17 protein-coding genes are annotated in these 18,508 nt (G+C 56.7%); 7 read left to right on the top strand and 10 right to left on the bottom strand.

The features are described from left to right. Positions 1-47: 47 nt before the first annotated feature. The 10 genes from bamA to QHL1GM_RS15605 all read right to left on the bottom strand — a co-directional run bounded on the left by bamA (position 48) and on the right by QHL1GM_RS15605 (position 10,499). Positions 48-2,399 carry an outer membrane protein assembly factor BamA gene (gene bamA / locus QHL1GM_RS15650; protein WP_368087066.1) on the bottom strand — a complete coding sequence of 784 codons (2,352 nt, stop codon included), beginning with the start codon at positions 2,397-2,399 and terminating at the stop codon, positions 48-50. Positions 2,400-2,499: 100 nt separating this feature from the next. Continuing rightward, positions 2,500-3,858, bottom strand: a complete 1,359-nt coding sequence (gene rseP / locus QHL1GM_RS15645) for an RIP metalloprotease RseP (protein WP_071695287.1) — start codon at positions 3,856-3,858, stop codon at positions 2,500-2,502. A 46-nt stretch (positions 3,859-3,904) separates the two neighbouring features. Beyond that, entirely contained in the window at positions 3,905-5,104 is a 1,200-nt protein-coding gene (ispC, locus tag QHL1GM_RS15640; protein WP_071695286.1) for a 1-deoxy-D-xylulose-5-phosphate reductoisomerase, read from the bottom strand. Next, positions 5,101-5,931, bottom strand: coding sequence for a phosphatidate cytidylyltransferase (locus tag QHL1GM_RS15635; RefSeq protein WP_071695285.1), 831 nt, complete (start codon positions 5,929-5,931; stop codon positions 5,101-5,103). Before QHL1GM_RS15635 ends, ispC begins: the two co-directional genes overlap by 4 nt. Next, a complete protein-coding gene (uppS, locus tag QHL1GM_RS15630) occupies positions 5,924-6,712 on the bottom strand; it encodes a polyprenyl diphosphate synthase (RefSeq protein WP_071695284.1) in 789 nt (262 codons plus the stop codon). The genes QHL1GM_RS15635 and uppS overlap by 8 nt, the downstream gene beginning before the upstream one ends. Before the next feature lie 93 nt (positions 6,713-6,805). Continuing rightward, positions 6,806-7,363 carry a ribosome recycling factor gene (frr, locus tag QHL1GM_RS15625; RefSeq protein ID WP_071695283.1) on the bottom strand — a complete coding sequence of 186 codons (558 nt, stop codon included), beginning with the start codon at positions 7,361-7,363 and terminating at the stop codon, positions 6,806-6,808. Between the two features lie 4 nt (positions 7,364-7,367). After that, a complete protein-coding gene (gene pyrH / locus QHL1GM_RS15620; protein WP_007111718.1) occupies positions 7,368-8,141 on the bottom strand; it encodes a UMP kinase in 774 nt (257 codons plus the stop codon). Positions 8,142-8,319: 178 nt separating this feature from the next. Further along, positions 8,320-9,189 carry a translation elongation factor Ts gene (gene tsf / locus QHL1GM_RS15615; RefSeq protein ID WP_071695282.1) on the bottom strand — a complete coding sequence of 290 codons (870 nt, stop codon included), beginning with the start codon at positions 9,187-9,189 and terminating at the stop codon, positions 8,320-8,322. Positions 9,190-9,417: 228 nt separating this feature from the next. Next, positions 9,418-10,167, bottom strand: a complete 750-nt coding sequence (gene rpsB / locus QHL1GM_RS15610; RefSeq protein WP_007111720.1) for a 30S ribosomal protein S2 — start codon at positions 10,165-10,167, stop codon at positions 9,418-9,420. 113 nt (positions 10,168-10,280) lie between these two features. Continuing rightward, positions 10,281-10,499 carry a hypothetical protein gene (locus QHL1GM_RS15605; RefSeq protein WP_071695281.1) on the bottom strand — a complete coding sequence of 73 codons (219 nt, stop codon included), beginning with the start codon at positions 10,497-10,499 and terminating at the stop codon, positions 10,281-10,283. 2 nt (positions 10,500-10,501) lie between these two features. Here QHL1GM_RS15605 and map point away from each other — a divergent pair, with 2 nt between their 5' ends. From map to QHL1GM_RS15570, 7 genes are all read left to right on the top strand, one after another. Next, complete coding sequence (map, locus tag QHL1GM_RS15600) at positions 10,502-11,293, top strand: type I methionyl aminopeptidase (RefSeq protein WP_071695280.1); 792 nt, start codon at positions 10,502-10,504, stop codon at positions 11,291-11,293. Then, entirely contained in the window at positions 11,293-13,968 is a 2,676-nt protein-coding gene (locus QHL1GM_RS15595; RefSeq protein ID WP_071695279.1) for a [protein-PII] uridylyltransferase, read from the top strand. The genes map and QHL1GM_RS15595 overlap by 1 nt, the downstream gene beginning before the upstream one ends. 216 nt (positions 13,969-14,184) lie before the next feature. Beyond that, positions 14,185-15,381: a succinyldiaminopimelate transaminase gene (dapC, locus tag QHL1GM_RS15590; protein WP_071695278.1), complete on the top strand. Its 1,197-nt coding sequence runs from the start codon at positions 14,185-14,187 to the stop codon at positions 15,379-15,381. Between the two features lie 56 nt (positions 15,382-15,437). Next, positions 15,438-15,779: a Spx/MgsR family RNA polymerase-binding regulatory protein gene (locus tag QHL1GM_RS15585; RefSeq protein ID WP_071695277.1), complete on the top strand. Its 342-nt coding sequence runs from the start codon at positions 15,438-15,440 to the stop codon at positions 15,777-15,779. A 103-nt stretch (positions 15,780-15,882) separates the two neighbouring features. After that, complete coding sequence (gene dapD / locus QHL1GM_RS15580; protein WP_071695276.1) at positions 15,883-16,908, top strand: 2,3,4,5-tetrahydropyridine-2,6-dicarboxylate N-succinyltransferase; 1,026 nt, start codon at positions 15,883-15,885, stop codon at positions 16,906-16,908. Beyond that, on the top strand, positions 16,895-18,067 hold the full coding sequence (gene dapE / locus QHL1GM_RS15575; RefSeq protein WP_071695275.1) for a succinyl-diaminopimelate desuccinylase: 1,173 nt from the start codon (positions 16,895-16,897) through the stop codon (positions 18,065-18,067). The genes dapD and dapE overlap by 14 nt, the downstream gene beginning before the upstream one ends. Further along, a complete protein-coding gene (locus QHL1GM_RS15570; protein ID WP_071695274.1) occupies positions 18,064-18,453 on the top strand; it encodes a hypothetical protein in 390 nt (129 codons plus the stop codon). Before dapE ends, QHL1GM_RS15570 begins: the two co-directional genes overlap by 4 nt. Positions 18,454-18,508: the final 55 nt, after the last annotated feature.

Below are 18,508 nucleotides of genomic sequence, written 5' to 3'. Positions count from 1 at the left end.
CTTAAATTAAACTAGCGCGCGCCACCATGGCACGCGGACTAGCAAAATCAGAACGATTGGCCGAGTGAGAACTGGAAGAACTGGGTATCGTCTCCGCTCTCATCGTTCAATGGTTCGGCAACGCTAAAGGTCAGCGGGCCTACCGGCGTCAGCCAAGAAAGGCCGATACCGGCGCTATAGCGCAAATCACCCAGATCAACGCCGGAGTTGCACTGCTGGCGCCCTGCATCTTCCTCAAGCACATCGTAGCAAGAGCTCAGGAAAGTATTACCCCCATCCAGGAACAGCGATGTTTGCAGGGAACGTTGATCTTCAACAAAGGGCAGCGGGAAGATAATCTCGGCACTGCCTTCAATAGAAACGTTACCGCCTAGGGTGCGGTCACGGCCGCCTTCCATTGCTGGCGTGGTGCGTTGGCCCAGCGTATTGGAGGTATAGCCGCGCACCGAGCCGAGGCCGCCGGCGTAGAAGTTTTCATAGAAGGGGAAGGGATCGTTGCCGCCCAGGGTATCGGCATAGCCGACGTTGCCGGTAAATTTGAACGCCCATGACTCATCGTCGTTAATCGGGAAAAGCTGTTGAGCCCGCGCACGCAGCTTATAGTACTCCGAATCGCTGCCGGGCACGCCGGTTTCCAGCGATAGGCGCTGATAGTTGCCATCGGTCGGCATAATACCGCGGTTGAGATTGTTGCGTGTCCAGCTAGCGGTCAGCTTCAGGCTTTGCGCATCTTCGCCCTCATCTTCCACATAGCGAAGAATTTCCGAGGCCGTATCGTTGTAGGTTTTAACCGACAACTCTTCAATACTGGCACCAAAGTTAAGCCTTGATAGCTCGCTGACGGGGTAACCGAAGTTGATACCGCCACCGTAGGCATCCGTTGAGTACGTCGAGATATCCGAATCGGCGTAGTCGGTTTCACGGTAGAACAGATTATAGCCGCGAGAGATGCCATCCAGTGTCCAGTAGGGGTCGGTGAAACCAAAGTTCACGCTGGTAAAAGTGTCGCTGCGCTGTGCGCCTACGTTGACCCGGTTACCTGTGCCCAGGAAGTTGTTTTGCGACAGACCGACGCCGTAAATAACACCGGCACTCTGGGAGAAACCGACACTTGCGGAAACCGAGCCAGAGGGCTGCTCTTCGACGGTATAAGTAACGTCGAGTAAATCGGGTTCACCCGGAACAGGCTGGGTGTCAACTTCGACTTGGCTAAAGAAGCCCAGCCGTTCAAGGCGCTGGCGGGACTGTGTAATGGCTTCGGTGGAAGCGGGTGCGCCCTCTAACTGGGTCATTTCACGCCGCAGCACTTCATCCTGGGTAGTGGTATTACCGAAGAACTCGATACGGCGTACATAGGCGCGCTCACCGGGTTCAACAGAGATAACAAGATCGACCGTTTCACCATCGTCTGACATTTCAGGTACGCCCTGAATATCAGCAAAGGCGAAGCCCTCGGCACCTAGACGTTGGCGTAAGGCTTCAGTCGACGTATTGACATCGCCACGGGAGAAAATCTCACCCTCTTCGACGGTCAACAGTTGACGGGCTTCATTTTCACTGATCTGTAGATCACCCACAAAACGGATGTTGCCAACCCGATACTGGGCACCTTCATCGACGTTGAGGGTAATAAAGATTTCGGACTTTTCAGGACCAATCGACACCTGAGTCGATGTCACATCAAAGTTGACGTAGCCGCGGTCCAAATAGAACGAACGCAGTCGCTCAATATCACCGGATAGCGCTTCACGGGAGTACTCGTCGCTAGAGAACCAGCCGAAAAAGCGTCCTGGCCGATCATTTAACTCAAACACGCCGCGCAGCGTTTCATCGTCAAAGGCTTCGTTACCAACGATGTTAATTTGACGAATCTTAGCAACTTCGCCTTCGTTGATATTGATATTGACTTGAACACGGCCCTCATCGACCTCTTCAACTTCGGTATCGATGCTGGCGCTATAGCGACCTTGAGACTGGTAGACACCTTCGAGCTCACGCTGAATCTCTTCAAGCGTGGAGAGCTCCAGCACCTGGCCTTCCGAGAGCCCGGATTGACGCAAACCATCGCGCAGGTCTTCTTCAGATATTTGATCGTTGCCGCTAATATCTAGCCGCGCAATGGTCGGGCGCTCGACAACCTGAATAACCAGCACGTCTCCCTCGCGGGCCAGGGAGACATCGTCAAATAGCCCGGTGGCAAACAAGTCACGGGCAGCGGCAGCCAACTGCGCTTCGCTGACACGCTCATTGGCGCTTACCGGGAAGGCATTGAAGACCGAGGCGGCGGATACCCGCTGCAGTCCTTCCACTCGAATGTCTGAAACATCAAAGGATTGTGCTTGGGCGCCGCTGGCGCCTGCCAGCAAGAGTACCGCCATTCCAAGGGTCTTGATTTTCATGCAGTCAATTCGCTCGCGTTGGTCTGCCGTTCATTCCAGAAAGGCACCATATACATTTGTGCAGGCAGATGACAAGGCATCCTGCGCGCTACACGCGTCATTACCACAGGCGCATCAGATCAAAATAGAGTGCCATCAACATCAGGGTGCCGACCATGGCAAGCCCAATGCGCAATCCTACAGCTTGAGTTTTTTCAGATACTGGCCGTCCACGCACAACCTCCATAAAATAATAAAGCAAGTGGCCGCCATCGAGCACCGGGATAGGCAGTAAGTTAAGCACCCCAAGACTGATAGAAAGATACGCTAGAAAGCCAATAAACGCTTCCATTCCAGCACGGGCTGAATCACCCGAGATCTGCGCAATGGTGATCGGCCCCGATAGATTGGAGGGCGAAATCAGCCCCACCAGCATTTTTCGAATGGCGTCGATGGTGAGCAGCGTCATCTCGCCGGTGCGTGAAAGTGCCTGACCTACCGCTTCAATAGGCCCGTAACGGATTTCACGCTGAAACGCTGCTGGCCACTCAACCTGCTCGGCGCCTGCACCGATATAACCAATTTCAACCCCCGTTTCCAAGCGGTTACGCCCAGGGGTTAAGTCGACGTTCGACTGCTCACCGTCACGCTCATAGGTAAGCTGCAGCGTTTCACCAGGACTACCTCGCACCATATTAACGAAGTGCATCCAATCATCCACTGGTTCGCCATTAATCGCTACTATCCTATCGCCCGCCTCGAGGCCTGCTTGCTCGGCGGCCTCACCGCTGATCACTTGACCTAAGACCGCTGGAAATTCCGGCTGCCAAGGGGTAATGCCCAGCGATTGCAGCGGCTGTGGCGGATCTTGGCGAACCAAATAATCGTTCACCGATAAACCAAAACGCTGTGGGTCGCTGGCGCCTTCAGGGCGGGCGTCGATATCCAGCTCACCGCTGAAACCAATAATCGACACCAGCTTGAGGTTAACATCTTCCCAGGAGCGCATCTCATCGCCCTGGATAGCGACAATTTCGTCGCCATTGGCAAGACCGGCTTCGGCGGCGGGCGAGTCAGGGGCAACGCTGCCTACCATCGGCGACACCACCGTGGTGCCCGCCACAAACAGCGCCCAGTAAGCGACGATCGCCAGTAAAAAGTTGGCGATAGGCCCCGCTGCCACAATCGCAATACGCTGCCACACGGTTTTGCGGTTAAACGCTTGGTCAAGCTGCTCTTCCGGAACCGGCGCCTCACGCTCATCGAGCATTTTGACATAGCCGCCCAGCGGAATGGCGGCTATCGCGAACTCGGTGCCGTGACGGTCAACTCGTGACCATAGCGGCTTACCAAAGCCTACAGAGAAACGTAGCACTTTGACCCCACATCGCCTGGCCACCCAAAAATGGCCAAACTCGTGAAAGGTCACTAACAGGCCCAAGACCACAATGACCGCTAAAATATTCTGAATAAGGCCCACACTGAACTCCTTAATGCCCCGCTCTAACGACCAGCTCAGCGAATGCTTAAGCGGACCACCTTGTTACCAGTTCCAGCGCCTGCTGTCGCGCCCATTGATCTGTTGCTAATACGCTATCAAGGCTATCAACACGGCCTTGACAGGGGCGCGACAAGACGTCGGCTACTAACTGCCCAATGGCTGTAAAGCCGAGCCGACGCTGTAGGAATGCCTCAACCGCAACCTCATTGGCAGCGTTGAGCACAACGGGTGCCATGCCGCCATGCCGCATCGCTTCACGGGCAAGCCCTAAACAGGGAAAACGGGTTTCATCGGGGGCTTCGAAATCAAGCCGCGCCACCTGAAAAAGATCCAGTGTTTCGACCCCAGCGTCAATTCTCTCTGGCCACGCTAGCCCGTATGCGATGGGGATGCGCATATCAGGATTACCTAACTGGGCAATCACTGAGCCATCCTGATAGGCCGCCATGGAGTGAATCACGCTTTGCGGGTGTATCACCACCTGGATCTGTTCGGGCGTGGCATCAAACAACCAGCAGGCTTCAATAAGCTCTAGCCCTTTATTCATCAGTGTGGCGCTATCCACCGATATTTTACGCCCCATTGACCAGTTCGGGTGAGCGCAGGCCTGCTCGGGAGTGACATTATTGATATCGTCCTGACTCCAGGTACGAAACGGCCCGCCTGAGGCCGTTAGCAGCAGCTGACGAACGCCGTGCTTGGCAAGCCCGCCACGATGCTCCGCAGGTAGACACTGGTAAATGGCATTATGTTCGGAATCAATCGGCAGTAATGTTGCGCCAGAGCGTGCCACGGCCTCCATAAATAGCGCGCCGCTCATCACCAGCGCCTCTTTATTGGCCAATAACACGCGCTTGCCTGCTTCCGCGGCGGCTAGCGCAGGCAGCAAGCCCGCCGACCCTACGATGGCCGCCATTACGCAGTCGACGCTGGCCTCTCGGGAGACTTCGCACAGCGCCTCGGGACCTGAGTTCACCTCGGTTAGCTGGCCTGCCCGCTTGAGCTCTTGGCGCAGCCAAGCCGCATCGGCTTCATCATCCAGCACGGCGACCGCGGGATGGTGTGCCAAGCACTGCGCTAGCAGAGCCTCTTTTGAGGTGTGCGCGGTCAGGGCATGGACGCTATAGCGGTTGGGGTGGCGGCTAATCACATCCAACGTGCTAGTGCCCACAGAGCCTGTCGAGCCAAGCACGGTCACGCGTTGCTTATTAGCGAGTTGGCTCATAGCGGCGGCACCTGAGCAAACACCTCAACCAGTACTTCCACATAGAACAGCGCAAACAGCGGAATCGCTGCGGTAAGACTATCAATACGATCCAGCACTCCGCCGTGACCAGGAAGCAACTGGCTTGAATCTTTGATATTACGATGGCGCTTGAGCATGCTTTCCAGCAGATCCCCGAGCACAGAGGCCAAGGTGACCACGGCGGTGATGAGTATCAGAGTAATGCCACCCACTAGACCCAGCGGCAACCACAGCGCAAAGAGGATGGCCAAAATAGCGGTCGCCGCTAAGCCGCCGTAAACACCCTCCCATGATTTGCCAGGACTCACATGGGGAGCTAATTTGCGCTTTCCCCAATTACGCCCCACAAAGTAGGCGCCGATATCCGCGCACCAGACCAGCAGCAACACAAACAGCAGCCAGGCCATGCCAATGTCACGCAGAACGTTAAAGCCCACCCAGCAGGGCAATAGCACCCACAGGCCCATCGCCAAGCGCCGCGTGGTGGCTTGCCACTGCTCACCCGCCGCAGGGTAGTGGGTTACCCAGTAGAGATTCACCAGCCAGCCAGCGGCGGAGAGCCAAAGCGGCCATATCGATGTGGCAGCCCCGATCAGCCACATGACCAACATCAACACCGCCATCACGGCCACGAGCTGGGCACGTTGCGCCGAACGGGTAACGCCCGCCAGATTGGCCCACTCCCAGGTGGCGAGTAGCACTATCAGCGCCGTAAAAAGCGCAAAAGCGCCGCCGTCTAAACCAAACAGGCCAGCCAGCACCAGAGGTGCTAGCCAGGCTGCGGTGATAATCCGCTGTTTAAGCACCCTGCGCCTCTATTTGTTCGTCCGTCATGCCAAAGCGACGACGGCGCTGACAGAAGTCGTTTAATGCCGCATCAAACGCATCCGCACCGAAATCGGGCCATAGCAGTGGGGAAAAGTGCAGCTCGGCATAAGCTAACTGCCAAAGCATAAAGTTGGATAGCCGCTGCTCACCACTGGTGCGTATGCATAGATCCACCGGCGGCACGTCATCAACCCCCATCGCGGTATCAAAGCACGCCTCATCAATATCTGCAGGTGCCAAGTCACCAGCCGCCACTTGCTCGGCTAAAGTGCGCGCGGCGCGTGCGATATCCCACTGACCGCCATAGTTAGCGGCAATCACCAGATGCATACCCGTGTTGTCTGCCGTTAACGCTTCAGCACGCTGAATATGCTTTTGGATAGCGTGGGAAAAACCGCGCTGTTCGCCAATAATTGAAAGGCGAACATTACGTTCATTGAGCTTTTTGACTTCGCGCTTAAGCGCCATCAAAAACAGCTCCATCAACGCATTGACTTCTGCGGCTGGGCGCTTCCAATTTTCACTGGAGAAGGCAAACAGGCTGAGCGTTTGCACCTCGCGCTCGGCGGCTCGCTGAATCACCGCACGGACGGTTTCTACACCTGCGCGGTGCCCGCGCACCCCCGAAAGCCCGCGCGCGCGCGCCCAGCGGTTATTGCCATCCATAATGATGGCAACGTGAGACGGCGGGGCCTCCCCGGCCAGAGAAGAAGCACAGGCGTCGTCCGGCTGTTTATCAGGAAGCTGCGGAGACGTCATGGATTCTCGCACCAAAGTTCAGTCATAAAAAAACCAGCCAGAGTGTGGCAAAACGGGCAGCCTAAGCTGCCCGCGGCTGAATAAAGCACAGGTTTATACCTGCATGAGATCCTGCTCTTTTGCAGTCAGCGCTTTATCGATCTCAGCAATATACTTGTCGGTCAGCTTTTGAATCGCGTCTTCGCCTTCACGCTGATCGTCTTCGGTAATGTCTTTATCTTTTAACAACGACTTGAAGTCACCGTTCGCATCACGACGTACGTTACGTACGGCAACGCGGGCGTTTTCAGCTTCGCTGCGCGCCTGCTTGATGTAACCTTTGCGGGTCTCTTCGGTGAGCATCGGCATCGGCACACGGATCACGTTACCAGCGCTGGCCGGGTTCAAACCAAGATCAGAGGTCATGATGGCTTTTTCGATCTTCTGCACCATGCCCTGCTCCCACGGCGCAATCGTCAGCGTGCGGGCGTCCTCAACGTTGACCGATGCCACTTGGCTAAGCGGTACTTGGCTGCCGTAATAGTCCACGGTAACGGCGTCTAAAATGCTCGGGTGAGCACGACCGGTACGAATTTTATTGAAGTTGCTATGCAGCGCCTCAACGCTTTTGTGCATGCGCGAATCGGCGTCTTTCTTAATATCGTTGATCACGTCATTACCCTCTGTATATCAGCGTGCCTTCCTTGCCCCCTACGACCATATTCAGTAGGGCGCCAGGCTTATTCATGTCAAATACCCGCACCGGCATATTATGGTCACGTACCAGGCAGATAGCGGTCAAATCCATAACGCCCAATTTTTGATCCAGGGCGTCGTCGTAAGAGAGCTGGTCGTACTTCACCGCATCCGGATGTTTTACCGGGTCTTTATTGTAGACGCCATCGACTTTGGTCGCTTTGATCACGACGTCGGCGTCCACCTCAATACCGCGCAAACAAGCAGCAGAGTCGGTGGTGAAGAAGGGATTACCAGTACCTGCAGAGAACAGCACCACGTCCCCTGAAGTTAAATAGCGAATGGCGGTACGCCTGTCATAATGCTCTACCACGCCACTCATCGGGATAGCCGACATCACTCGCGAGCGGATATTGGAACGCTCTAGAGCATCGCGCATCGCCAACGCATTCATAACGGTAGCCAGCATACCCATATGGTCACCGGTGACGCGATCCATGCCGGCTTCATTGAGCGCCGCGCCGCGGAACAAGTTACCACCGCCAATCACGATACCCACCTGCACACCAATGCCGACTAGCTGGCCAATTTCCAGCGCCATGCGGTCAAGTACTTTAGGGTCAATACCAAAATCGTGCTCACCCATCAACGCTTCGCCAGAAAGCTTGAGCAAAATACGTTTGTATTTTGACTTCGAGCCCTCAGCTTTGCTGGGTGCTACATGGGGGGTAGGCTCTTGAACATCACGCGACATGGCATCTCTCCTGAGGCAGACCTGTAAACAGGCAGGCGGGGCAGCCCCCTTGGTATAAAAACCAGTGTATAAAACCAGCTTTAAAAGGGCCGATTATTCTAGCATTGATTATACAGGGGCCGGATACGCGAAGGCGTGCGCTCACGCGCACGCCATCTTTTTTCTGAAACTTCTGACCTCAGCGACGGCCAGCCTGTTCCATAACTTCTTTAGCAAAGTCGACTTCTTCTTTCTCGATACCTTCGCCAACTTCAAAGCGCGTAAAGCCTACCACTTCGCCGCCCGCAGCTTTGACGAACTCAGCGACCGTTTGGTTGGGATCTTTAACAAACGGCTGCTCGGTCAGGCTGTTTTCTGCCAGGTACTTTTTCAAGCGGCCCTGAACCATTTTCTCAGCGATTTGCTCCGGCTTACCGGCCATATCCGGCTGCGCCAGAATAATCGCTTTTTCTTGATCCAGCTGCTCTTGGGGCATATCGGCAGGATGTGCAACCGCAGGGTTGATCGCCGCTACGTGCATAGCAACGTCTTTAGCGACTTGCGCAGTACCGCCTGTCAACACGGTTAGAACGCCAATGCGGCCACCGTGGACGTATTCGCCTACTAGGCCACCGTCAGCAGCGTTAACTACGATGGCGCGACGCACACCGATGTTCTCACCGATTTTCTGAACCAACTGCTCGCGGGCAGTTTCCAGTTCGCCAGCCATAACGGCGGCAACATCTTCACTTTTCGCTGCAAAGAAGGCTGCGGCGATTTTGTCGGCAAACGCGATGAAGTTGTCATCACGAGCAACAAAATCGGTCTCGGAGTTGATTTCAACCATTACGCCGTAGCTACCGTCTTCCGCTACACGCGTTACCACTACACCTTCTGCGGCGATACGATCGGCTTTCTTCGCCGCTTTTAGGCCGGAGCTTTTACGCAGGTTTTCAATCGCAACTTCGATATCACCGTCGGTTTCGGTGAGTGCTTTTTTACACTCCATCATGCCGAGACCGGTACGTTCGCGAAGTTCCTTGACCTGAGAGGCGCTGATAGCTGCCATGAGAATTCACCTCTAAAATGGTTCTATGAGAGTTAGACGCAACACAGAGTATAGGCATGATAAATGACCATCATGTATCACGCTGCCCTATGTCTCTCTGTATTACGGGGCCGGTACTGAGTGCCGGCAAATTCGTCCGCTCAGACAGCTCATCTGTAGCGGGAAAAAGGGGGCACAGCCCCCTTTATCTTGATGCGGCACACCTGCTCACCGCACCCACTGCTGCGATTACTCGGCGGCAGTGTTGTCTTCAGCTGCAGCGGCCTCTTCGGTCACTTCAACGAACTCTTGAGCGTTGCCTTCTTTGGCACGACCACAGGCATCCGCAATCGCTTTTACGTAGATCTGGATAGCGCGGATAGAGTCATCGTTGCCGGGGATTACGTAATCAACGCCATCGGGGTTGGAGTTAGTATCCACCACGCCGATAACCGGGATACCCAGCTTGTTGGCTTCGTTGATCGCGATGCGCTCGTGGTCAACGTCGATCACGAACAGTGCGTCCGGTAGGCCGCCCATGTTCTTGATACCGCCGATAGAGCGCTCAAGCTTTTCCTGCTCGCGAGTCGCTACCAAAACTTCTTTCTTGGTCAGCTTCTCAAAGGTGCCATCTTCGCGCATAGCTTCAAGATCACGCAGACGCTTAATCGACTGACGGATGGTCTTGAAGTTTGTCAGCATGCCGCCCAACCAGCGATGGTTGACGAAGTGCTGACCAGCACGATTGGCTTCTTCTTTAATTACCTTGCTAGCGCTGCGCTTGGTGCCAACAAACAAAATTTTGTTGTTGGATGCCGCCATCTTCTCGACCACATCGATCGCTTCGTTCAGCGCCGGAAGGGTGTGTTCAAGGTTGATGATGTGAATCTTGTTGCGCGCGCCGAAGATAAATTTGCTCATCTTCGGGTTCCAGTACTTGGTCTGGTGACCAAAGTGAGCGCCTGCTTTCAGCAGGTCACGCATATTAACGTGAGACATGGTAGAACTCCTAAAACTCGGGTTAGGCCTCCACGCACCCCATGGATCCGACCGTTGACCGCGTTAAACGCTGCCAGCGGCACCCGGGACCATGTGCCGGTGCATGTGTGTTTTTAAGGCTTGATAGTAAGCAACGCGCCCGTTAACGAGCACCCTGCGGATTCATCGCCCTGCCCTACTGCGTCCTTCCCAGCTAATAAGAAGCTAGGAATCACGATTGCAGGAAAGCGCGCGGCTTTATACCATAGATCATTGCCAAGATGAAGTCGCACCCCGTTTGACGGTCTTAAATTGCGCCATTCAATTATCCATTCTGCATTCATATCGAGCATTCATGAACGTTCCTATCAAGACGCCTTCTGAAATCGAACACATGCGCGAAGCCGGGCGCCAAGCGGCTAGCGTAATTGAAATGATCACCCCCCACGTCCAGGCGGGAATTAGCACGGGGGAAATCGACCGTCTTTGTCATGAGTATATTGTTAACGAGCTGGGCTCGACCCCTGCACCGCTGAACTACCATGGTTTTCCCAAAGCGACCTGCACCTCGCTGAACCATGTGGTGTGCCACGGCATCCCCGATGACGCCAAGAAGCTCAAAAAAGGCGATATCATGAATTTAGATATCACCGTTAAGACCACCGACGGCTACCACGGCGACTCCAGCGTGATGTTCGTGGTGGGAGAGACCATCCAGGGTGAACGGCTGTGCCGCATCACTCAGGAGTGCCTGTATAAAAGCATCGAGCTGGTCAAGCCCGGCGTGCACCTGTCTGAGCTTGCCCGCGTGATTCAAAAACATGCCGAAAGCAACGGCTACTCCGTCGTTCGCGACTTCTGCGGCCACGGTATTGGCGCCGAGTTTCACGAAGAGCCGCAGTTTTTGCACTACGACGGCTACGCCCCGAATGCCGACATTAAGCTCGCCGCCGGCATGTGCTTTACCATCGAGCCAATGATTAACGTTGGCGGCTATAAAACCAAGGTGCTGCGCGATGGCTGGACCGCCGTCACCAAAGACCGCAGTCTTTCGGCGCAGTGGGAGCACACGCTGCTGGTGACCGAGGGCGGCGTCGAAGTGCTGACCGCGCGTGGCGATGAAGACTTCAGTTTTTTGACCAACTGATGCTCCTACACCACCACCGGTTTGAGCCGGACACCACGCTTTACGACCTGGATCTTTTCCGCACTGAACTTGCCGGATCTCGCTCGCCAGTTGCTCCCTTCAAGGCCGCACTGCGCGAGCTACAGGCGCGCCTGGACGACCAGTTTCGCGCCGGTGCAGACATCCGCGACCTGGTGCGCGGCCGCGCCTGGTACCTGGATCAGCTGCTGGCGATTGCCTGGGCGCAGCATGAGTGGCCCGATGATGGTATTGCGCTGGTGGCGGTAGGCGGCTATGGCCGTGGTGAGCTACACCCCCACTCGGATATCGATCTACTGCTACTACTGGAGCAGGACGACGACACCGCCTATCGAGAACCGCTGACCGCCTTTATCACCTTCTTGTGGGATATTGGCCTGGAAATTGGTCATAGCGTTCGCTCGCTTAGCGACTGCGAACGGGAAGCCGAAGCGGATGTCACGGTGATTACCAACCTGCTCGAATCTCGCCTGATCGCCGGGCCAGAAAGCCTGCGCGAAGCGATGCGCGAGCGCCTCAGCGCCGAGCACATTTGGCCCGCCGACCGTTTTTTTGAAGCCAAGTGGCAGGAGCAGATTTCCCGCCACTACCGCTACAACAACTCCGAGTACCACCTAGAACCGAACCTCAAAAGCTCCCCCGGCGGGCTACGCGATATCCAGATGATCGGCTGGGTGGCCAAGCGCCACTTCGGTACCGAGCAGTACACCGACATTGTCGCCAACGGCTTTATGAACGATGCCGAGCTGCGCATTTTAAGCCAGGGGCAGGCGTTCTTGTGGCAGGTGCGTTATGCCCTGCATATGATTACCGACCGCGCCGAAGACCGCCTGCTGTTTGACCACCAGCGCACCATCGCCGAAATGTTTGGCTTCCGCGATACGCCAGAGCGTCTCGCGGTCGAGCAGTTTATGAAGCGCTACTACCGGCACGTCACTGCGCTGGCAGGTCTCAACGATATGCTACTGCAGCACTTTGACGAGGTCATTCTGCGCGGCAAGGAGACGCTCACTACGGTCAAACTCAACGAGCGATTTGAGACCAAGGGCGGCTATATTCAAGTCCGTTCGCGCAATCTATTCCGCGAGCGGCCTGCGGCGATGCTGGAGCTATTTCTGCTGATGGCCAAGCACCCCGAAATCGAAGGGGTACGTGCTGATACCATCCGGCTAATTCGCGACCATCGCCACCAGATCGACGACCACTACCGGGAAGACCCGCGCCACCAGCGGCTATTTATGGCCATTATGCGCGCCCCCGGCAACGTGCCCCGCCAGCTACGGCGCATGAACCGCTACGGCATTCTGGGCAAATACCTGCCCGAATTTGGCCGTGCCATAGGGCTGATGCAGCATGACCTGTTCCATATTTACACGGTCGATGCCCACACCCTGCTGCTACTCAAATTTCTGCACAATTTCCGCAAACCAGAAGCGAAAGGCGACTTCCCGGTGGCAGCCGTACTAATGCAGCAACTGCCCAAACTGGATCTGCTGTGGATCGCGGGGCTGTTTCACGACATAGGCAAAGGGCGCGGCGGCGACCACTCGGAAATCGGCGCCCGAGACGTTGAACAGTTCTGCCAGCGCCACCACGTTTCGCCCCACGATACCAATCTGGTGAGCTGGCTGGTTGAGCACCATCTATTGATGTCGATGACGGCGCAAAAGCGCGATATTAGCGACCCCGATGTGATTCGCGATTTTGCCTTGGTGGTGCGTAACGAAACGCGTCTGGACTACCTTTACGTGCTCACCGTGGCCGACATCAATGCCACTAACCCCACGCTATGGAACGGCTGGCGGGCGTCGCTGCTGCGCCAGCTGCATGCGGAAACCAAACGCGCCCTGCGCCGCGGCCTGAACAACCCGCCCGACCGCGATGACTGGGTGCGGGAAACGCGCACCGAAGCTCGCTCGCTACTGCAAACAATTGGCGTTAATCGTGAGCAAATCGATCATCTTTGGGAATCGCTAGGGGAAGACTACTTCCTGCAGTACGCGCCCAGCGAAATCGTTTGGCAGACCCAGGGCATTCTGAATCACAACCAGTCGCCGCTGCCGCTGGTGTTGATCAGCGCGCCGACTGCTGACATGTCCGAAGGCGGCACCAAAGTGTTTATCCACACCCGCTCGGTGGACGACCTTTTCGCGGCTACCGCCGCTGCCATGGAGCAACTGGGGCTCTCAATTCACGATGCGCGCATTGCGACCTCCCACAACGATTGGACGCTAAACACCTTTATCGTGCTCGACAGCCATGGGCAGCCCATACGTGACCCAGGCCACATCGAAGAGATGCGCCAACACCTGGTGGAAGAGCTCGATGACCCCGACGACTACCCGGATATCGTCACCCGCCACACGCCGCGCCAGCTCAAGCACTTCAAGGTACCCACAGAGGTGCTAATTGAGCAGGATCCGGCCAATGAACGTACGTTGCTGGAGCTAACGGCCCCCGACCGCCCTGGCCTGCTTGCCCGGGTGGGGCGTATCTTTATGGAGCAGGATATCTCGCTTTCCGCGGCAAAAATCGCCACCCTCGGCGAGCGGGTAGAGGACGTCTTTTTCATCACCACCAAAGCAGGCGAACCGCTTACCGACCCCGAGCGCCAGCAGCAGCTGCGCGAACGCTTAATTGAAGTGTTGGGGGTTTAAACGCTTAATCAGCATTAGCCTAAGGCGCCGGGGACAGGTCAAAGAGGAGGTCATTTGCCATGGATGGCAAATGTAGCTTCCAGGGAGGGATTTACAGCGCCTCCTCGTGACCCTGTCGACCGGCAGCCTAACTAGAGCCGACCATTAGGTTTGAGCCTGCACCGGGGCTTGCCTATAATCGACGGTTTACGCCAGCCAGCCATCAACGGACATATCATGAACGCCGACCTCGACGCCCTGCATCCCTACCCGTTTGAAAAGCTGGCCGCACTGAAAGCCGAACTAACGCCCCCAACTGACTTGGCGCATATCCCGCTGACCATTGGCGAGCCCCAGCACGCGCCCTACCCCGCAGCGCTTGAAGCGCTGGTGACGCACCAGCTGGAAATGGCCCGTTATCCTGCGTCCAACGGCCTGCCAGCGCTCCGCCAAGCCATCGCCAACTGGGCAAGACAACGCTTTCAACTGCGCGAACTCGACAGCGAACGGCACGTGGTGCCCGTTAACGGCACTCGGGAAGCCATTTTTGCCTTTGTGCAGGCGGCACTGGATCGCAGCCGCCCGGCGAAAGTCGCGGTACCCAATCCGTTTTATCAAATCTACGAAGGTGCGACGCTGCTGGCAGGCGGCGAGCCGCTCTATTTAGACTGCACCGCTGAGAACAACTTTCGGCCCGACTTTAGCACTATGCCCGCCGCTACGTGGCGCGACGTGCAAATCGTTTTTATCTGCTCGCCGGGTAACCCTACCGGCGCGGTCACGCCCCTTAATGAATTTAAGCAGCTGATTGCTCTCGCCGACGAACACGACTTTATTATCGCCTCGGACGAGTGCTACTCGGAGCTCTACCTCAATGAAGCCGCCCCACCACCGGGACTGCTGCAAGCCTGCGCCGAGCTGGGTCGTGATGATTACCGGCGCTGCGTGGTGTTTCACTCGCTCTCCAAGCGCTCCAACTTGCCGGGCCTGCGCTCGGGCTTTGTAGCGGGGGATGCGGCACTGCTCACACCGTTTAAGCGCTACCGCACTTACCATGGCTGTGCCATGTCGCTGCCGCTTCAGCACGCCTCCATCGCCGCCTGGCAGGATGAGCAGCACGTGCGCGCCAACCGCGACGCCTACCGCGAAAAATTTAGCGCGGTCACCGAGGTGCTTGCCCCGATCATGGATTTTCCCGCACCACAAGCTAGCTTTTACCTATGGCCTGCGGTGCCCAGTGGCGACGATATTGCCTTCACGCAGAGGCTATTTGCCGAGCAGCACGTTAGCGTACTGCCGGGCAGCCTAATGGGGCGTACGGGTGAAAATGGTGTTAACCCCGGCGCAGGGCGTTTGCGCCTCGCGCTGGTGGCAGAACTAGCGCCCACTCTTGAAGCCGCCCAACGAATTCGTCAACTCTTAGAGCGCGGTTAACGCATTCAACATTTTCTGGTTCAACATTCTCTGGCTCAACATTTTCAGGAGGTCGTATGCTGACGCTGTATATCATCGATAACTGCGATACCTGCCGCAAAGCGCGTAAAGCGTTGGATGAGAAAGCGCTGCTGTATAAAACCCACGATCTGCGCAAAGATGGTCTCTCCGCTGCGCTGCTAGAACATATTTTACATCGCGTGCCGCTTGTGGAAGTCATTAACAAACGCAGCAAAACCTGGCGCGAACTTTCCGATGAGGAAAAAGATTACGACGCCAACTCGGCCCGCCAACTACTGATGAAACATCCCACGCTGCTGAAGCGGCCGCTGCTCGAAGTAGACGACTCCACTATCTTAGTCGGCTACCGCGAGGGCGATTACGACAAGCTCGGCTAAGTACTCAAGTGGCCAAGTGCTTCAGCAGCAAAGTAATTAAACAACCAGGCACCTTGGCTTTGCCTATTTTTCTTCACTATTTATCACTACAGGACACCTTCTTATGCTGAGCTTTGCGCTTGGAATCGGCACCCAAAACACCCAGGGCGACTGGCTGGAAATCTACTACCCGGCGCCGCTGCTCAACCCGCCAGCCAGCCTAGTGGAAGCCGCTAAACAGGCTCTTGACGCCCCCCAAGGCAACGCCGCCATCAGCTTTTTGCCCGAAGACTGCACACGCTTGGCTAAAGCGTTAGAAGCCGCCGGGCACTCTGACCAGGCAGAGCTTGCCGAAGCGCTCTCTGCCAGCCAGCGCCCGCTGGTTGCGATGTTTCTAGAGAGCGACGAAGCGCCACAAACCGCGCCAGAGGTGTATTTAAAACTGCACCTGCTGTCGCACCGCTTGGTCAAACCTCACGGTCTCGATCTCACCGGCATGTTTGGCCTGCTGCGCAATATTGCCTGGACCAACGAAGGCGCCATCGACATTGAAGAGTTGCCTACACGCCGCTTGAAGGCGCGCATGGCGGGCCGCGCGCTGTCCGTCGACTGTGTCGATAAATTCCCCAAAATGACCGACTACGTGGTTCCCACCGGCATCCGCATTGGTGATACAGCGCGGGTGCGCCTGGGCGCTTACCTCGGCGAAGGCACTACCGTCATGCACGAAGGCTTCGTCAACTTCAATGCGGGCACGGAAGGCCCCGGTATGATCGAAGGCCGTATCTCAGCCGGGGTGATGATCGGCAAAGGCTCCGACTTGGGCGGCGGCTGCTCAACTATGGGCACCCTCTCAGGTGGCGGCAATATCGTCATTAAGGTCGGGGAAGGCTGCTTGATCGGCGCCAACGCCGGCATCGGCATTCCGCTGGGTGACCGCTGCACGGTAGAAGCAGGTCTGTATATCACCGCTGGCTCCAAAGTAACCTTACTGGATGACCAAGGCCAGGAAGTGAACACCGTTGCCGCCCGCGAGCTGGCCGGACAAGACGACCAGCTATGGCGCCGCAACTCCCAGAATGGCCGCATTGAGTGCTTGACCAATAAAAGCGCTATCGCCTTGAACGAGGCGCTGCATGCCCACAACTGAGCCTGAAGGATTGTCCCCGACGCTCACACTCGCCTTTGAGCTGCTCAGCCGGGCCTCGGTAACGCCGGACGATGAAGGCTGCCAGGAACTCATGATCGAGCGCTTAGCAGCGCTCGGTTTTCATATTGAGCGGCTGCCGTTTGGCGACGTAAAGAATTTCTGGGCGGTTCGCGGTCATCACGGCCCGGTGGTGGCCTTTGCCGGTCACACCGACGTGGTACCCAGCGGCCCCTATACCAACTGGCAGTACCCACCGTTTGAGCCCTGCATTGACGACGAGGGCATGCTGTGCGGACGCGGTGCGGCGGATATGAAAGGCAGCTTAGCCTCAATGCTGACCGCCGTTGAGCGCTTTGTGACCAATCACCCGGATCACGATGGCCGTATTGCTTTTCTGATCACCTCCGACGAAGAGGGCCCGGCAGTCGACGGCACCCGCGCGGTGGTCGAACACCTGCGCGAGCGCAATGAGCGCCTCGACTACTGCATTGTCGGCGAGCCATCCTCGACCACGCGCCTGGGCGATGTGATAAAAAACGGGCGCCGCGGCTCACTGGGGGCCACCCTGCACATTAAAGGCGTGCAGGGTCATGTGGCCTATCCGCATTTAGCGCGTAATCCGATCCACCAGGCGATGCCAGCGCTGGATGCGCTGGTCAACGAGCACTGGGACACGGGCAACGACTTTTTTCCCGCCACCAGCTTTCAGATTTCCAATCTGCGCGCAGGCACCGGGGCCACCAACGTGATCCCTGGCGATGTGGAAGTGGTGTTTAACTTTCGCTTCTCCACCGAGGTGACCCATGAAGAGCTTAAAGCGCGCACAGAGGCCATTCTCGACCAGCACGGATTGGAGTATCAGGTAGATTGGACGCTCAACGGTGAGCCGTTTTTAACCGCGGAAGGCGCGCTGGTTGACGCCGCCATTAAAGGCGTTGAAGCGGTGACCGGCGAGCGCCCGGCGCTCTCTACCAGCGGCGGCACCTCGGATGGCCGCTTTATCGCCACCCTTGGCGCTCAAGTGGTCGAGCTAGGCCCGCTCAACGATACTATCCATAAGGTCAATGAGCGTGTTCGCGCCAGCGATCTGGACGACTTAAGCCGGATTTACGAAGCGACGCTGCAAGCGCTGCTCTCCTCCGGCGAGGTAAACCTATGATTGAGCGTTACCCCGATATAGAGATTTACCTAGCCAGCGTGTCGCTTGATGCGCTCAATGAGTGGTTGAAAAGCGCGCTAATCGCACCGCCGCTGAGCCCCGCAGGCAAAGGCCAATGGAAAACCCGCGGCCAATACCAGGGCGACTGCGTGCCGGTATTGCTGGTAGACAAAGCCGCTGATGGGTTTGCCAGCCTATGGTTTGATAGCAACCACACGCCGTGGATGACCGACCAGGAGTGTGCCCAGCAGGCCGCGGAGGCCTTGCAAACCGAGGTACGCTGCTCACTAGGCGGCTGGCACCCCGGGGATGATCCCGACCGCTTTTGGCAAGTGTTGCCCGGCGGGAAAGAAGGCGCAATAGAGTGGCCCGATTCAGGGCGTTAAGCGAGTGCTTAAACGTAAACGACCCCGCCGAAGCGGGGTCGTTTGCTATCCAACG

It is taken from the genome of Halomonas sp. QHL1 (genome assembly GCF_001882345.1).
Taxonomy (GTDB): Bacteria; Pseudomonadota; Gammaproteobacteria; order Pseudomonadales; family Halomonadaceae; genus Vreelandella.
Note: the sequence above shows the minus strand (reverse complement) of the source record. Positions and strands in the feature narration are given on the sequence as shown.

Coding starts and splice junctions, on each gene's coding strand:
- rpsB (WP_007111720.1), bottom strand. CDS start 10,167: ATGTCTCACGTTAATATGCGTGACCTGCTGAAAGCAGGCGCTCACTTT.
- dapC (WP_071695278.1), top strand. CDS start 14,185: ATGAACGCCGACCTCGACGCCCTGCATCCCTACCCGTTTGAAAAGCTG.
- QHL1GM_RS15585 (WP_071695277.1), top strand. CDS start 15,438: ATGCTGACGCTGTATATCATCGATAACTGCGATACCTGCCGCAAAGCG.
- tsf (WP_071695282.1), bottom strand. CDS start 9,189: ATGGCAGCTATCAGCGCCTCTCAGGTCAAGGAACTTCGCGAACGTACC.
- map (WP_071695280.1), top strand. CDS start 10,502: ATGAACGTTCCTATCAAGACGCCTTCTGAAATCGAACACATGCGCGAA.
- bamA (WP_368087066.1), bottom strand. CDS start 2,399: ATGAAAATCAAGACCCTTGGAATGGCGGTACTCTTGCTGGCAGGCGCC.
- ispC (WP_071695286.1), bottom strand. CDS start 5,104: ATGAGCCAACTCGCTAATAAGCAACGCGTGACCGTGCTTGGCTCGACA.
- QHL1GM_RS15605 (WP_071695281.1), bottom strand. CDS start 10,499: ATGCTCGATATGAATGCAGAATGGATAATTGAATGGCGCAATTTAAGA.
- QHL1GM_RS15570 (WP_071695274.1), top strand. CDS start 18,064: ATGATTGAGCGTTACCCCGATATAGAGATTTACCTAGCCAGCGTGTCG.
- uppS (WP_071695284.1), bottom strand. CDS start 6,712: ATGACGTCTCCGCAGCTTCCTGATAAACAGCCGGACGACGCCTGTGCT.
- pyrH (WP_007111718.1), bottom strand. CDS start 8,141: ATGTCGCGTGATGTTCAAGAGCCTACCCCCCATGTAGCACCCAGCAAA.
- dapD (WP_071695276.1), top strand. CDS start 15,883: ATGCTGAGCTTTGCGCTTGGAATCGGCACCCAAAACACCCAGGGCGAC.
- QHL1GM_RS15595 (WP_071695279.1), top strand. CDS start 11,293: ATGCTCCTACACCACCACCGGTTTGAGCCGGACACCACGCTTTACGAC.
- dapE (WP_071695275.1), top strand. CDS start 16,895: ATGCCCACAACTGAGCCTGAAGGATTGTCCCCGACGCTCACACTCGCC.